Origin of the sequence: Streptomyces sp. NPDC001568 (genome assembly GCF_042893755.1) — a bacterium.
GTDB lineage: Bacteria > Actinomycetota > Actinomycetes > Streptomycetales > Streptomycetaceae > Streptomyces.
The window spans coordinates 173,978-188,238 of record NZ_JBIAVF010000010.1; the positions used below are offsets into that span (position 1 = coordinate 173,978).

Below are 14,261 nucleotides of genomic sequence, written 5' to 3' on the forward strand. Positions count from 1 at the left end.
CCCCGACGGCCGACCGCCGACGCCCGGGACCGGCGCGTCGCCTTCTCGCGGAGTCGACCGCCGGACCCGCCGTCGGATGTGTCAGCCCGTCAGCGGCTTCGTCATGCAGCGGCTGGACTCGTGGAAGCGGTAGTGGCCGAACTTCTCGGACAGGGCGTAGCCCGAGGAGAGGTAGAGGGCGATGGCCTCCGGCTGCTGGTCGCCGGTCTCCAGGACCATGCGGCGGCGGCCCGCCGCGCGGGCGTCGGCTTCGAGCTCGGCCAGGATGCGGCGGGCCAGGCCCAGTCCGCGGGCCTCGGGAACCACGTACATGCGCTTCACCTCGGCGTCGCCCTCGGAGTAGCCCTCCTCGCTCCGCTCCATGCAGCGCCAGGCCCCGCTGGCCACGGGGGCGTCCGAGGCGTCGTAGGCCAGCAGGTACAGGCCGTTCGGCGGGACGAACATGGCGGGGTCGAGGAAGGTGGCGTCGCCCTCGCCCTGGTAGCGCTGCTGGTATTCCAGCTGGACCCGGGCGTCGAGGTCGACGGCGTGGGGGTGGTCGTAGGCGGCGGTGCGCAGGTGTATCCCGTGAGACATCAGGACATCGTACGGAAGGCTCCGGCTATGGTGCTGGGATGCTCACTGTGACCTCCGTGAATGTGAATGGGATCCGCGCCGCCGCCAAGAAGGGCTTCGGGGAGTGGCTCGCGGGATCCGACGCCGACGTCGTGTGCCTCCAGGAGGTACGGGCCGAGGAAGGGCAGATTCCGGACGAGGTGCGCACGCCCGAGGGCTGGCACACGGTGTTCGCGCCGGCCGCCGCCAAGGGCCGGGCCGGCGTCGCGCTGTACACGCGCCGGGCGCCGGAGCGGGTGCGCGTCGGCTTCGGGAGCGACGAGTTCGACGCCGCCGGGCGGTACCTGGAGATCGACCTGCCGGGCGTGACCGTCGCCAGCCTCTACCTGCCCTCCGGCGAGGCGGGTACCGAGAAGCAGGACGAGAAGTACCGGTTCATGGACGAGTTCCTCCCCTACCTGACCGCGCTCAAGGCGTCGGCCGCCGCCGACGGCCGCGAGGTCGTGGTGTGCGGTGACTGGAACATCTGCCACCGGGAAGCCGACCTCAAGAACTGGAAGACCAACCGCAAGAACGCCGGCTTCCTGCCGGAGGAGCGGGAGTGGCTGGGGAAGGTGTACGCGGAGGCCGGTTATGTCGACGTCGTGCGCGAGCTGCACCCCGACACCGAGGGCCCGTACTCCTGGTGGTCCTACCGGGGTCGGGCGTTCGACAACGACGCCGGTTGGCGCATCGACCTCCAGGTGGCGACCCCGGGGCTGGCCGCGAAGGCCGTGAAGGCCTGGGTGGAGCGCGCCGAGACCCACCCGGAGCGCTGGTCGGACCACGCCCCGGTGTCGGTGGCCTACGCGCTCGGGTCCTGATTCGAGGCCAACAGTCGGTCCATCGCCATCGTGAGCTCCGCCTCGACCACGCTCTTCGCGAGGGGGCGCAGGCGGGGCAGCGACTCCTCGGACAGGTGCGTGGAGATGAGTTCCGTGAAGAGGGCGGCCATCGCGTCCGCGTGCTCGCGGACCCGGCGGCCGGTCTCCAGCACGGCCGCGAGCGGCACGCCTTCGCGGACCAGCGCCGACGAGACGTCCAGTAGCCGGCGGCTGACGTGCACGATGGCCTCGCCGTCGACGGCGAGGTAGCCGAGGTCGAGGGAGGCCGCGAGGTTCTCCGGGGTGACCTCGCCCTCGAAGTGGTCGGCGAGGGCCTCGGGGGTCAGCCGGACCGGGGTCTCCTCGGACCAGCCCATGCCGAGGAGCTCGCCGAGCTGGCCGACGTCGCGGCCGTTCTCGAAGGCGGCGATCAGTTCGGCGATGCCGCCCAGGGTGTGGCCGCGTTCCAGGAGCGCGGCGATGGTGCGCAGGCGGGCCAGGTGGTGGTCCTCGTACCAGGCGATCCGGCCTTCGCGGCGGGGCGGCGGGAGCAGCTTGCGCTCGCGGTAGAAGCGCAGGGTGCGCACCGGTATGCCGGCCGCTTCGGCCAGTTCCGCGGTCCGGTATTCGCGTGCCATCGCGGGCCCGTCCTCCGTCGTCACTGCTGATTCTTCGTGCGCCACACGCGCAGCCTAGGCCGTACCCGCAGTAACTTTCCGGGCGTGACCCCTACCCATGGGTACGGGGCTGCTCTACCCTCCCGATTGTGCCAGTGATTGCTGGCAGTGTTGCGGTGTGGTGGCTGGGACTGCGGAAGCGGAAGGCGGCGGGCATGGGCGGCATGGCAGAACACGGACGCGAGCACGTACGAGTGGCGGTGATCGGATCCGGATTCGGCGGGCTGGGAGCGGCCGTACGGCTGCGGCGCGAGGGGATCACGGACTTCGTCGTCCTGGAGCGGGCCGACTCCGTCGGCGGCACCTGGCGCGACAACAGCTATCCGGGGTGCGCGTGCGACGTCCCCTCGCACCTGTACTCCTTCTCCTTCGCGCCCAACCCCGACTGGCCGCGGACCTTCTCGGGACAGCCCGCCATCCGGGAGTACCTGGAGCACGTCGCCGACGTGTTCGGGCTGCGCCGCCACATCCGACTGAACCACGAGGTCGAGATGATGCGCTGGGACACCGAGGAACTGCGCTGGGAGATCGAGACCTCCGCCGGTGCGTTCACCGCCGACGTGGTCGTCTCCGCGACCGGGCCGCTCTCGGAACCGAAGCTGCCGGAGATCCCCGGGCTCGCCGAGTTCCCCGGCAAGGTCTTCCACTCCGCCCGCTGGGACCACGACTACGACCTGCGCGGCAAGCGCGTCGCCATGATCGGGACCGGGGCCTCCGCGATCCAGATCGTCCCGGCCATCGCCCCCGAGGTGGAGCGCCTCACGCTCTTCCAGCGGACCCCGCCGTGGGTCATGCCGCGCACCGACCGGGCCATCAGCTCGGGCGAGCGGTGGCTGCACCGTCAGCTGCCCTTCACCCGCGCCGCGCGCCGCGGGCTGCTGTGGGGGATCCGCGAACTCCAGGTCAGCGCCTTCACCAAGCGGCCGAACCAACTCGGACTGGTCGAGTCGCTGGCGAAGGCCAACATGGCGCGCTCGATCAAGGACCCGGAGCTGCGGGCCAAGCTGACGCCCTCGTACCGGATCGGCTGCAAGCGGATCCTGCTGTCCAGCGAGTACTACCCGGCGCTGGCCCGGCCCGACGTGGACCTGGTGGCCTCCGGGCTGACGGAGATCCGCGGTTCGGTCCTGGTGGCGGCCGACGGCACCGAGACCGAGGTCGACGCGATCATCTTCGGCACCGGCTTCCACGTCACGGACATGCCGATCGCCGACCGGGTCGTGGGGGCGGAGGGGCGGACCCTCGCGGACACCTGGAAGGACGGCATGCAGTCGCTGCGCGGTGCGACCGCGGCCGGTTTCCCCAACTGGATGACGATCATCGGTCCGAACACGGGCCTGGGGAACAGCTCGATGATCCTGATGATCGAGTCGCAGCTGAACTACCTGGCCGACTACATGCGCCAGCTGGGCGTGTTGGGCGGGCGCACCGCGCTGGCCGCCCGACCCTCCGCGGTGAACAAGTGGAACCGGGACGTGCAGGCCCGCATGGAGCGGACCGTGTGGAACACCGGCGGCTGCACGAGCTGGTACCTGGACGCCCAGGGCCGCAACACGACCGTCTGGCCGGGCACGACCGGCGAGTTCCGCAAGGAGACGCGGACCGTCGACCTGTCCGAGTACGAGGTCATCCGGGTGCGGGACCGCGAGCGGGTCCCGGCCGTCGCCGTCCCCGTCGCCGAGGCGGCCCCCGCCCCCGCCCCCGTCGCCGCCCCCGCCCCCGCGGCCCAGCCGCGTCGGAGCGGCAAGGCCCCGGCGGAACCCGCCCCGGCCCCGGAGCCCACCGCGGCCACCGCCGAGGAGGGCGCGGCGTGAGCCGGCCGGCGTACGTCACCACCGGGCGGTGGGCGCCTCCCGCGCCGGCCCGGGTGGCGGCCGTGACCTCCGCGGACGGGGCCCGCCTGCACGCCGAGGTGCACGGGGCCGAGGGCGCCCCGGCCGTGGTCCTCGCGCACGGCTGGACCTGCTCCACCGCCTTCTGGGCGGCGCAGGTGCGGGACCTGTCGAAGGACCACCGCGTCATCGCCTACGATCAGCGCGGCCACGGCCGCAGCCCCGCGGCCCGCGCCTACGGCACCGACTCCCTCGCCGACGACCTCGTCGCGGTGCTGGGGGCCACCCTCGCCCCCGGCGAGCGGGCCGTCGTCGCCGGGCACTCCATGGGCGGCATGACCGTCATGGCCGCCGCCGGTCGGCCCGAGTTCACCGAGCACGCCGCGGCCGTCCTGCTGTGCAGCACCGGCAGCTCCGGGCTGGTCGCGGAGTCGACCGTGCTGCCGCTGCGCGCCGGACCGCTGCGGACCCGCGCGACCCGGGCGGTGCTCGGCGCTCGGGCCCCGCTCGGGCCCGTCACGCCCGTGGCCCGCGCCCTGCTCAAGTACGCGACGATGGGCCCCGGATCGGCGCCGGACCGGGTGGAGGCCTGCGCGCGCATCGTGCACGGCTGCCCCAGCGGGGTCCGACACGCCTGGTCGCTGGTGCTGGCCGCCCTCGACCTGGACGCCGAACTGGCCCGGCTGACCGTGCCCACCGCCGTGATCGGCGGCACGGCCGACCGGCTCACCCCGATCGGGCACGCCCGGGCGCTGGCCGCCGCCCTGCCGAACTGCGTGGGCCTGACCGAACTCACCGGAGCGGGCCACATGACGCCCGTCGAGGCGCCGGAGGCCGTCTCGGCCGCCCTGCGCGAACTCACCGCCCGCCACCTCCCCGCACCACAGGCCGCCCCGGCCGCGGGAACCGCCCCGGCCGCAGAGGCCGAGAAGGAGAAGACGCCGTGAGCCGCAGCAGTCTGGAAGGACAGGTCGCCGTCGTCACCGGAGCCGCCCGCGGGGTGGGCGAACTGCTCGCCCGCAAGCTGTCCGCGCGCGGTGCCAAGGTCGCCCTGGTGGGCCTGGAGCCGGAGGCCCTCAAGGAGGTCTCCGAACGCCTCCACACCGACAGCGCCCACTGGCACGCCGACGTCACCGACCACGAGGCGATGGCGCGGGTCGCGCGGGAGGTCAAGGAGCGCTTCGGCAAGGTGGACATCGTCGTCGCCAACGCGGGCGTCGCCGCCGGCGGGCCGTTCGTCGACTCCGACCCGGTGGCCTGGCGCCGCGTGATCGAGGTCAACCTCATCGGTGGGGCCGTCACCGCCCGCGCCTTCCTGCCCGTCCTCACCGAGAGCCGCGGCTACTTCCTCCAGATCGCCTCGCTCGCCGCGATCACCCCGGCCCCGATGATGACGGCGTACTGCGCGTCCAAGTCCGGCGTCGAGGCCTTCGCGCACTGCCTGCGCGCCGAGGTCGGGCACAAGGGCGTCAAGGTCGGCGTCGGCTACCTCTCCTGGACCGACACCGACATGGTGCGCGGGGCCGACCAGGACGAGGTCATGCGCGACCTGCGCCGGAGCCTGCCGTGGCCCGCGAACCGCACGTACCCGCTCGGGCCGGCCGTCGACCGGATCGTGGCGGGCATCGAACGGCGCTCGCCGCACGTCTACGCGCAGTGGTGGCTGCGCGGCATGCAGGGCACGCGCGGCTACCTGCCGGGGCTCATCGCGACGGTCGGGCAGCGGGAGATGCGGCGGTTCGAGCCGCGCCTGTCCGGCGTCTCCACGGGACTCGTCGGAGCCGGCGGGGCGGCCGACGAGAAGGAACGCACCCACCACGCTTAGACCGTAATGCGAGGAACGTCCCTCCGTGCCAGGCTGGTCGGCATCACGCACCCACCCTTTCCAGGAGGGCACAGCATGGGTTTGAGGGACCAGTTCCAGGACAAGGCGAGACGGCTCGCGGAGCAGGCCGAGGCGACGGCCGCCGCGCAGGGCGCCGAGGCGGAGGCCACCCGCGCCCCGGCCCCGGCGCACGAGGTGGGGTCACGGACCGGCCGGGTCCGTGACGCCCTGGACGACGCGCTCGACAAGTAGCGCGTCCCGACGCCGAGGGGCGCGGCCCGCACCACGCGGGCCGCGCCCCTCGCGCATGCCGGTTCCCGCGCGCCTACTCCCGCGGCGGCAGCTTCGGACGGCGCCGGTCCGGTACGTCCGTGTAGCCGGGCGGCACGGCCGCCGGGTCCTGTTCCAGCAGCTCCAGCGCCAGGTGGACGGCGTCGTCGAGCTGGGCGTGCCGGCCCTCCGCCCAGTCCAGCGGGGTGCGCAGGATCGCGAGGTCGGGCTCGACGCCGTGGTTCTCCACCGACCAGCCGTACTCCGGGAACCAGGCGGCGTTCATCGGCACCGTGATCACCGTCCCGTCGCCCAGGGTGTGCCGGCCGGTCATGCCGACGACCCCGCCCCAGGTGCGCTGGCCAACCACCGGTCCCAGGCCCAGCAGTTTGAATGCGGCGGTGATCATGTCCCCGTCGGAGGAGGTCGCCTCGTCGGCCAGGGCCACGATCGGGCCGCGGGGGGCGTTGGAGGCGTACGAGACCGGCTGGGCGTCCCGGGTCAGGTCCCAGCCGAGGATCGAGCGGGTCAGCTTCTCCACGACCAGCTCGCTGATGTGGCCGCCCGCGTTGCCGCGCACGTCGACGATCAGGGCCGGCCGGGACATCTCCATCCGCAGGTCCCGGTTGAACTGTGCCCAGCCCGAGCCGCCCATGTCGGGGATGTGCAGGTAGCCGCAACGACCGCCGCTGACCTCGCGGACCACGGCCCGGCGCTTGGACACCCAGTCCTGGTAGCGCAGCGGCCGGTCGTCGACGAGCGGCACGACGGCCACCCGCCGGGCCCGGCCGGACCCCTCGGCGGGCTCGAAGGTGAGCTCGACGGTGGTGCCCCCGGCCGCCGCGAGCAGCGGGTAGGGGCCGGTCACCGGGTCGACGGGCCGGCCGTCGACGTGCGTGAGCACGGCGCCCTCGCGGATGCCGGTGCCGGCGAGGGGGGAGCGGGCCTTGGAATCGGAGGATTCGCCGGGCAGGATCCGGGCGAGCATCCAGGCGCCGTCCCGGGGTACGAAGTTGGCGCCGAGCAGCCCGATGGCCCGCTGGTAGTGCGGCGGGCCCTCGTTGCGGCGGGCGGGGGAGACGTAGGCGTGCGAGGTGCCGAGTTCGCCGAGGACCTCGCGCATCAGGTCGGCGAACTCGTCCGGGGAGGCGACCCGTTCGACCAGCGGACGGTACTGGCGCAGCACCGCGTCCCAGTCGATCCCGCACATGCCCGGGTCCCAGAAGTAGGCGCGGATCAACCGGCCCGCCTCCTCGAAGGCCTGGCGCCACTCGGCCGCCGGGTCCACCTCGTGCAGGATGCGCCGCAGGTCCAGGTAGACCGTGGAGTCCCCGTCGCCGGGTTCCGTCGCGGGCACCGCGCGCAGGTCACCGTCGTCGTTGACGACGAGGCGGGTGCCGTCGCCGCTGACGGCGAACCAGTCCAGCCCGGAGGCCAGTTCGGCCTTGCGGGCCTTGGTCATGTCGAAGTGCTCCAGCGTCGGCTTGCCGCTGGTGTCGGCCGGGTTGGCGAAGGTCTCGCCGAGCGCGCCGGAGATGGGCCAGCGCAGCCACACCAGCCCGCCGCCGCTCACCGGGTACAGGGCCGAGTACTTCGACGCGGACACCGGGAACGGGGTGACCCGGCTCTCCAGCCCCTCGACCTCCACGGTCACCGCGCCGTCGCCGGACTCGGAGTCCCCCTCGGCCGGGTCGAGTCCGCCGGCCGCCGGTCGTCCGTCGGGGGAGAACGCGAAGGGGGAGTTCGTCGCGGAGGAGAGCGGCACCAGGTACGGGCGGCAGCCCAGGGGGAAGGAGAGGTCGCCGGTGTGCACGTCGTAGACGGGGTCGAAGCCGCGCCAGGACAGGAAGGCGAGGTAGCGGCCGTCGCGGGTGAAGACCGGGTTCTCGTCCTCGAAACGGCCGTTGGTGACGTCGACGACGGTGTGTGCGCCGGGCCCGGCGATCTTCGCCATCTTGATCTGCCGCAGCGAGCGCCCGATGCCGGGGTGCGACCAGGTCAGCCAGCAGCCGTCGGGGGAGAAGGCCAGGTCGGTGACGGGTCCGTTGATCGACCGGACCAGCTCGGTGACCTCGCCGTTGGACTCCTCCGTCGCGTCGAGGAGCAGCAGCCGTCCGTCGTTGGAGGCGATCGCGAGGCGTTCCCCGTCGGGATCGGACAGCAGCTCCAGTACGCGGCCCAGCGCGCCCGAGGCCAGCCGCCGGGGCTCGCGTTCGCCGGACGCGCGGGGGAGGTAGGCGATCTCGATCGCGTCCTCGCCCTCGGCGTCGGTGACGTAGGCGACCTGGCCGCCGCTGCCGAGCATCTCGGGCAGCCGGACCCGCACGCCCGGGGTGTCGGCGATGGTGCGGGCGGGCCCGTCGCGGTGGGTCAGCCAGTACAGGCTGCCGCGTACGACGACGGCGCTGGCCCGGCCCGTGGCGTCGACGGACAGGGAGTCGACGTGGCTGGCGGCCGGCACCTGGTACGTACGGCGCCCCGCGCGCGGCCCGCCGAGGCGGACGTGGAGCTTGCGGGGGGAGGCGCCCGGGGCGAGGGAGTCGACGAGCCAGATGTCGCCGCCGCACTGGTAGACGACCCGGGAGCCGTCGCTGGAGGCGTGGCGGGCGTAGAACTCGTCGTGGTCGGTGTGCCGGCGCAGGTCGCTGCCGTCCGGCAGGCAGGAGTAGAGGTTGCCGATGCCCTCGTGGTCGGAGAGGAAGGCGATCCGTCCGTCGACGAACACGGGGGAGTCGAGGTGCCCTTCGATGTCCTCCAGCAGCCGCTTGCCGTGCAGCCACAACCGGCCGGTGGCGCCGCCCCGGTAGCGCTTCCAGGCGGCGGGCTCGTGCGGCGGCTTGCCGGTCAGCAGCAGGCTGCGCCGCTCGCCGTCCGGCCCCTCCTGGACCTGGAGGTCGGACACGGGCCCCCAGGGGAGGCGGCCGCCGGGGCTGCCGTCCGTGGGCAGGCTGTAGGCCCAGGCGAAGTAGGAGAAGGGTTGGTCGTGCGAGGACACGGCCAGGATGTCGCTGCGGCCGTCCTCGTCGGGCGGGGTCCAGCCGCAGACGCGCGTGTCGGTGGCGCCCCAGTAGCTGAGCTGCCGGGCCGGACCGCCGTCCACGGGGACGAGGTGGATCTCGGGGTCGAGGCTGCGCCAGGTGGTGTAGGCGATGTGCCGGCCGTCGGGGGAGAACCGCGGGTGACTGACCCGGGTCCGGTCGACGGTGATCCGCCAGGCCCGGCCGGGACTGGCTCCTTCGGGAACGAGGGGGGCGACCCAGAGGTCGTCCTCGGAGGCGAAGCACAGCAGGTCGTCGTGCAGGTGCGGGAACCGGAGGTACGCGACGTCGTGACTCACCCCCCAATGCTTTCCGCGGCGGGGGGCCGCGGCAACTCGTACAGGTGATCCCCTTCGGGGGATTCGGGGCGTTCGGCGACCGGGTGACCGACGCCACTCCCCGCAACGAAACGGAACGGTTTCGTTCCCTTGAGGGTGGGGGTATCGTCTTAACGGTACGGAACAGTTTCGCTCGGGCAGGGGGCACGGAGATGACCGAAGAGGCGTCGGAGACGTCGGCGCGGCGCACCCGGATCACCCCCGAGCGGCAGGCCGAGCTCCACGAGGCGGTCCTCGACCTCCTGCGCGAGGTCGGCTACGACGCGTTGACCATGGACGCGGTCGCGGCCCGTACGAAGTCCAGCAAGGCCACCCTCTACCGCCAGTGGGGGAGCAAGCCGGAGCTGGTCGCCAAGGCCCTGCGATGTACCCAGCCGGTCTCCCTCGGGGAGATCGACACGGGGACGCTGCGGGGGGACTTCGCGCTGATGGTGGCGCACTCCGATGACGCGCAGATGGCCAAGGACACCGCGCTGATGCGGGGTCTGGCCCATGCGGTCCACGAGAGCCCGGAGCTCCACAAGGCGCTGCGGGACCTGCTGGTCGACCCGGAGATCAACGGTCTCCAGCGGATGCTGCGGCGCTCGGTGGACCGGGGCGAGATCCGGCCGGACTGTCCGGCCCTGGATTTCGTGCCGCACATGCTCATCGGAGCGTTCATCGCGCTCCCGCTGATCGAGGACCGGTCCGTCGACCGGGCCTTCCTCGGTGAATTCATCGATGCCGTGGTCTTCCCCGCCCTCGGCGTCTGACTCCCTCCCCACAAGCGTTCCGCACCGCCCGCTGCTCCTGACACGCCGCTCTCGTCGTCGGGCCGGCTCACCACGCCCTGATCCGTCCCGGATCCATCCCACGACCTGAACGGGAGAACCACCCTCGTGGCCACCTTCCTCTACCGGCTCGGCCGCGGCGCCTTCCGGCGCCGCCGCTTCGTCGTCCTCGCCTGGGTGGCGTTGCTGTTCGTCGCCGTCTTCGGCGCCGCGACGGCCGCCACGCCCACCTCCGGCTCGTTCTCGATACCCGGCACCGAGGCCCAGCGGGCCTTCGACCTGCTGGACAAGAAGTTCCCGGGCATGTCCGCCGACGGCGCCACCGCCCGCATCGTCATCAAGGCCCCCGAAGGCGCCAAGGTCACCGACCAGGGCGTCAAGAGCGAGGTCGAGAAGGTCATCTCCGGCCTCAAGAGCGGCCCCGGCGCCGCCGAGGTCGCCTCCGTCGACGACCCGTACGCGACGCAGGCGGTGAGCCAGGACGGCTCCACCACCTACATCAGCGTCAAGTACAAGGTCAGCGGGATGGAGCTGAAGGACGCCACCCGCGACGCGCTCAAGGAGTCCGGCAAGGACGCCCAGGCGCAGGGGCTCGGCGTCGAGATCGGCGGCGACGCCCTGATGGTGGCGCCCGAGACGGGCTCCGGCGAGATCATCGGCATCCTGGTCGCCGCGATCGTCCTCGTCATCACCTTCGGCTCGCTGATCGCGGCCGGCCTGCCGCTGCTGACCGCGCTGATCGGCGTGGGCATCGGCGTCTCCTCCATCACCGCGCTCGCCAACGTGCTGGACCTCGGCTCCACCACCTCCACCCTCGCGATGATGATCGGCCTCGCGGTCGGCATCGACTACGCCCTCTTCATCGTCTCCCGCTACCGCGCGGAGCTCGCCGAGGGCCGCGCACGGGACGAGGCCGCCGGCCGCGCCACCGGAACCGCCGGTTCTGCCGTCGTCTTCGCCGGTCTGACCGTGGTCATCGCCCTGGTGGGTCTGGCCGTCGTCAACATTCCGATGCTGACCAAGATGGGTGTCGCCGCCGCGGGCACCGTGGTCATCGCGGTGCTCGTCGCCCTGACGCTCGTCCCGGCGATCCTCGGCGTCGCGGGCAAGAGGGTCCTGCCCGCCGGCGAGAAGAGCAAGCTGTTCGGCAAGGGCAAGCGCCCCGCCGCCGCCGCCGCCGACGCGGACGCCAAGCCGAAGCCCAACGGCGGCACCCGCTGGGCCCGCTTCGTGCTCCGCCGCCCCGTCATGGTGCTGCTCGCCGGCGTCATCGGCCTCGGCATCATCGCCATCCCGGCGAGCAAGCTGGAGATGGGCCTGCCGGACGACGGCGCCCAGCCGGTCTCCACCACCCAGCGCAAGGCGTACGACCTGATGTCCGACGGCTTCGGCCCCGGCTTCAACGGTCCCCTGATGGTCGTCGTCGACGGCGACAAGGCGCTCGCCGACAGCACCGCCGAGCGGATCAAGGGCCTGCCGGGCGTGGCCGCGGTGGCCCCGCCGATGCAGAACGAGGCCAAGGACGCGGCGATCGTCAGCGTCATCCCCAAGGACCGGCCCTCCTCGCACGCCACCGAGGAACTGGTCCGCGAGATCCGCGACGGCAGCGGGGACGACGTCCTCGTCAGCGGCCAGACCGCGATGAACATCGACTTCTCGCAGAAGATGAACGACGCGCTGCTGCCCTACCTGGCGCTCGTGGTCGGTCTCGCGTTCCTGCTGCTGATGCTCGTCTTCCGCTCGATCCTGGTTCCGCTCAAGGCCGCCCTCGGCTTCCTGCTGTCGGTCGTCGCCGCCCTCGGCGCGGTCGTCGCGGTGTTCCAGTGGGGCTGGCTCGCCTCGGTCTTCGGGGTGGAGCAGACCGGGCCGATCATGTCGATGATGCCGATCTTCATGGTGGGCGTGGTCTTCGGCCTGGCCATGGACTACGAGGTCTTCCTGGTCACCCGCATGCGGGAGGCATACGTCCACGGCGAACGCCCGGGCCAGGCCGTCGTCACCGGCTTCCAGTACAGCGCCCGCGTGGTCGTGGCCGCCGCCGTCATCATGATCGCGGTGTTCGCCGGCTTCCTCGGAGCCAGCGACCAGATGGTCAAGATGATCGGCTTCGGCCTGGCCATCGCCGTCCTCTTCGACGCCTTCGTGGTCCGCATGGCCATCGTCCCGGCGGTGCTCGCGCTCCTCGGGCACAAGGCTTGGTGGCTGCCGAAGTGGCTCGACCGGATCCTGCCGAACGTGGACGTCGAGGGCGAGAGCCTGCGCAAGCACCTCGGCGAGGACTCCGGCCCCTCGGAGGGCCCGGACAAGGATCGCGAGCTGGTCAACGCCTGACCGGCGCACGCGCGACGGCCCCGGCCCCGCACCCCTTCGGGGGTGCGGGGCCGGGGCCGTTTCCGGGACCGTGACCAGGGGTGTTCCGGGCCCCTTTTCGGTGCCCGGCCGCTGCGCCTAACGGGTGGCGGGGGCGGCGGGGGCGTACGTACGGCGCAGGAAGCGGCGCAGCGCGGCGATGTCGAACTGGACGACGGCGACCCCGTCGGGGGAGTGGAACTCGACCACCGCCTGCACCCGGCCGCACGGCCAGACGCGTACGTCCCCGGTGCCCGTCGGGGCGGTCAGGCCCGCCTCCAGCAGGGCGCGGGGGAAGACCCACTCGTTGTCGGTGCCCTCGGGGGAAAGCTCGGCGGGGAAGACGATCCGTACGGCCAGCGGTTCGTCGGGGGCGAAGCGCAGGGCGACCGGGATCGTCCGGTAGAGGGGGTCGTCGGTGATCACGCGGGCGCGCACCCGCTCCTCGACGGCGGTCGTGTCTGCGGTCGCTGCTGGATTCTCCGCGGTGGCTGACATCGACAGGCTCCTCGAAATCGGAACATTTGCGTCCGTTTGTCCGTCCAGACTCGCACATTCCAACGAAACCGCGCGCCACTATTTGTGATGCGACCGCTCTTGCCAACGGTTTGCAACTGGGCACTATTCTTGAACGGTTAAAGATTTTGTGAGGTAAACAGGAAGCGGAGCCACTCCATGCATGTGCCCGACGGATTCATCAACGCACCCGTCTCGGTGGCCGCCGGAGTGGTGGCCGCGGCCGCCGTCGCCGTCAGCCTCCGCGGCGCCCGCCGCGAACTCGACGAACGCACGGCTCCCCTCGCGGGCCTCGTCGCCGCCTTCATCTTCGCCGTGCAGATGCTGAACTTCCCGGTCGCCGCGGGCACCAGCGGCCACCTCCTCGGAGGGGCGCTCGCCGCGATACTCGTCGGCCCGTACACCGGCGTGCTGTGCGTGTCCGTCGTCCTGCTGATGCAGGGCATCCTGTTCGCCGACGGCGGCCTGACCGCGCTCGGCGTCAACATCACCGTCATGGGCGGCGTCACCGTCGTCGTCGCGTACGCCGTCTTCCGCGGCCTGCTCAAGGTGCTGCCGGCCACCCGCCGGTCGGTCACCGTGGCCGCCTTCAGCGGAGCCCTGCTCTCCGTACCGGCCGCCGCGGCCGCCTTCACCGTCCTCTACGCCCTCGGCGGGACCACCGACGTCCCGATCGCCAAGGTGTTCACCGCGATGGTCGGCGTGCACGTCCTCATCGGCATCGGCGAGGCCCTGATCACCGCCGCGACCGTCGGCGCCGTCCTCGCCGTCCGGCCCGACCTCGTCCACGCCGCGAGCGGCCTGAGCACCCCGCTGAAGCTGCGCGTCGACGGCGAACTCGTCGACGCCCCGGCGCCCGTGCCCGCCGCGCCCGTCGCCGCCCGCTCCGCCCGCTCCACCCGTGGGGTGTGGCTGACCGGCCTCGCCACCGCCCTCGTCCTGGCCGGCGTCGTCTCCTTCTACGCCTCGGCCAACCCGGACGGGCTGGAGAAGGTCGCCGCCGACAAGGGCATCGACGCCAAGGTCGAGGACCATGCCGCCGCGGACTCCCCGCTCGCCGACTACGGCGTCAAGGACGTCGAGGACGCCCGCCTGTCCGGCGGCCTCGCCGGGGTCATCGGTGTCGGCGTCACCGTCCTGGTCGGCACCGGGATCTTCTGGAGCGTGCGCCGCCGCCGCGCCGAGGACCTGACCGCCACGTCCACGGCCGCCCCCTCGGCCCACTGAC

At 72.6% G+C, this 14,261-nt stretch carries 12 protein-coding genes; 8 read left to right on the forward strand and 4 right to left on the reverse strand.

All coding sequences use genetic code 11. From position 1 onward, the window contains the following. Positions 1 to 81: 81 nt before the first annotated feature. Positions 82 to 576 (reverse strand): GNAT family N-acetyltransferase, encoded by a 495-nt coding sequence (locus ACFY0I_RS19985; protein WP_388897296.1) that lies wholly within the window; start codon positions 574 to 576, stop codon positions 82 to 84. Positions 577 to 614: 38 nt separating this feature from the next. Here ACFY0I_RS19985 and ACFY0I_RS19990 point away from each other — a divergent pair, with 38 nt between their 5' ends. Beyond that, positions 615 to 1,418, forward strand: a complete 804-nt coding sequence (locus tag ACFY0I_RS19990) for an exodeoxyribonuclease III (RefSeq protein ID WP_388897299.1) — start codon at positions 615 to 617, stop codon at positions 1,416 to 1,418. Here ACFY0I_RS19990 and ACFY0I_RS19995 read toward each other — a convergent pair. Next, entirely contained in the window at positions 1,400 to 2,056 is a 657-nt protein-coding gene (locus ACFY0I_RS19995; protein ID WP_388897302.1) for a MerR family transcriptional regulator, read from the reverse strand. The two genes, ACFY0I_RS19990 and ACFY0I_RS19995, sit on opposite strands and share 19 nt — an antisense overlap. 203 nt (positions 2,057 to 2,259) lie before the next feature. Here ACFY0I_RS19995 and ACFY0I_RS20000 point away from each other — a divergent pair, with 203 nt between their 5' ends. The 4 genes from ACFY0I_RS20000 (at position 2,260) to ACFY0I_RS20015 (ending at position 6,004) form a co-directional block, all read left to right on the forward strand. Then, complete coding sequence (locus ACFY0I_RS20000) at positions 2,260 to 3,909, forward strand: flavin-containing monooxygenase (RefSeq protein WP_388897629.1); 1,650 nt, start codon at positions 2,260 to 2,262, stop codon at positions 3,907 to 3,909. Next, on the forward strand, positions 3,906 to 4,874 hold the full coding sequence (locus ACFY0I_RS20005; protein ID WP_388897304.1) for an alpha/beta fold hydrolase: 969 nt from the start codon (positions 3,906 to 3,908) through the stop codon (positions 4,872 to 4,874). The genes ACFY0I_RS20000 and ACFY0I_RS20005 overlap by 4 nt, the downstream gene beginning before the upstream one ends. After that, positions 4,871 to 5,752, forward strand: coding sequence for an SDR family oxidoreductase (locus ACFY0I_RS20010; protein ID WP_388897307.1), 882 nt, complete (start codon positions 4,871 to 4,873; stop codon positions 5,750 to 5,752). The genes ACFY0I_RS20005 and ACFY0I_RS20010 overlap by 4 nt, the downstream gene beginning before the upstream one ends. 75 nt (positions 5,753 to 5,827) lie before the next feature. After that, positions 5,828 to 6,004 carry a hypothetical protein gene (locus ACFY0I_RS20015; RefSeq protein WP_388897310.1) on the forward strand — a complete coding sequence of 59 codons (177 nt, stop codon included), beginning with the start codon at positions 5,828 to 5,830 and terminating at the stop codon, positions 6,002 to 6,004. 73 nt (positions 6,005 to 6,077) lie between these two features. Here the strand turns inward: ACFY0I_RS20015 and ACFY0I_RS20020 are convergent, their stop codons facing one another. Beyond that, complete coding sequence (locus ACFY0I_RS20020) at positions 6,078 to 9,359, reverse strand: S41 family peptidase (protein WP_388897313.1); 3,282 nt, start codon at positions 9,357 to 9,359, stop codon at positions 6,078 to 6,080. Between the two features lie 191 nt (positions 9,360 to 9,550). Here ACFY0I_RS20020 and ACFY0I_RS20025 point away from each other — a divergent pair, with 191 nt between their 5' ends. Together ACFY0I_RS20025 and ACFY0I_RS20030 are read left to right on the forward strand one after the other, a co-directional pair. Next, the gene (locus ACFY0I_RS20025; RefSeq protein WP_388897316.1) at positions 9,551 to 10,150 is read left to right on the forward strand and encodes a TetR/AcrR family transcriptional regulator; all 600 of its coding nucleotides are present in this window, start codon (positions 9,551 to 9,553) and stop codon (positions 10,148 to 10,150) included. Positions 10,151 to 10,276: 126 nt separating this feature from the next. Further along, the gene (locus ACFY0I_RS20030; RefSeq protein ID WP_388897318.1) at positions 10,277 to 12,499 is read left to right on the forward strand and encodes an MMPL family transporter; all 2,223 of its coding nucleotides are present in this window, start codon (positions 10,277 to 10,279) and stop codon (positions 12,497 to 12,499) included. 117 nt (positions 12,500 to 12,616) lie between these two features. Here ACFY0I_RS20030 and ACFY0I_RS20035 read toward each other — a convergent pair whose 3' ends face one another. Continuing rightward, the gene (locus ACFY0I_RS20035) at positions 12,617 to 13,015 is read right to left on the reverse strand and encodes an SsgA family sporulation/cell division regulator (RefSeq protein ID WP_388897321.1); all 399 of its coding nucleotides are present in this window, start codon (positions 13,013 to 13,015) and stop codon (positions 12,617 to 12,619) included. Positions 13,016 to 13,192: 177 nt separating this feature from the next. On the opposite strand from ACFY0I_RS20035, the gene ACFY0I_RS20040 reads away from it, so the two are divergent. Further along, entirely contained in the window at positions 13,193 to 14,260 is a 1,068-nt protein-coding gene (locus ACFY0I_RS20040) for an energy-coupling factor ABC transporter permease (protein ID WP_388897323.1), read from the forward strand. Position 14,261: the final 1 nt, after the last annotated feature.

Bases quoted from the DNA above. Each gene is read 5' to 3' on its own strand.
- ACFY0I_RS19985 (WP_388897296.1), bottom strand. From the start codon at position 576: ATGTCTCACGGGATACACCTGCGCACCGCCGCCTACGACCACCCCCAC.
- ACFY0I_RS19990 (WP_388897299.1), top strand. From the start codon at position 615: ATGCTCACTGTGACCTCCGTGAATGTGAATGGGATCCGCGCCGCCGCC.
- ACFY0I_RS19995 (WP_388897302.1), bottom strand. From the start codon at position 2,056: ATGGCACGCGAATACCGGACCGCGGAACTGGCCGAAGCGGCCGGCATA.
- ACFY0I_RS20000 (WP_388897629.1), top strand. From the start codon at position 2,260: ATGGCAGAACACGGACGCGAGCACGTACGAGTGGCGGTGATCGGATCC.
- ACFY0I_RS20015 (WP_388897310.1), top strand. From the start codon at position 5,828: ATGGGTTTGAGGGACCAGTTCCAGGACAAGGCGAGACGGCTCGCGGAG.
- ACFY0I_RS20025 (WP_388897316.1), top strand. From the start codon at position 9,551: ATGACCGAAGAGGCGTCGGAGACGTCGGCGCGGCGCACCCGGATCACC.
- ACFY0I_RS20035 (WP_388897321.1), bottom strand. From the start codon at position 13,015: ATGTCAGCCACCGCGGAGAATCCAGCAGCGACCGCAGACACGACCGCC.
- ACFY0I_RS20040 (WP_388897323.1), top strand. From the start codon at position 13,193: ATGCATGTGCCCGACGGATTCATCAACGCACCCGTCTCGGTGGCCGCC.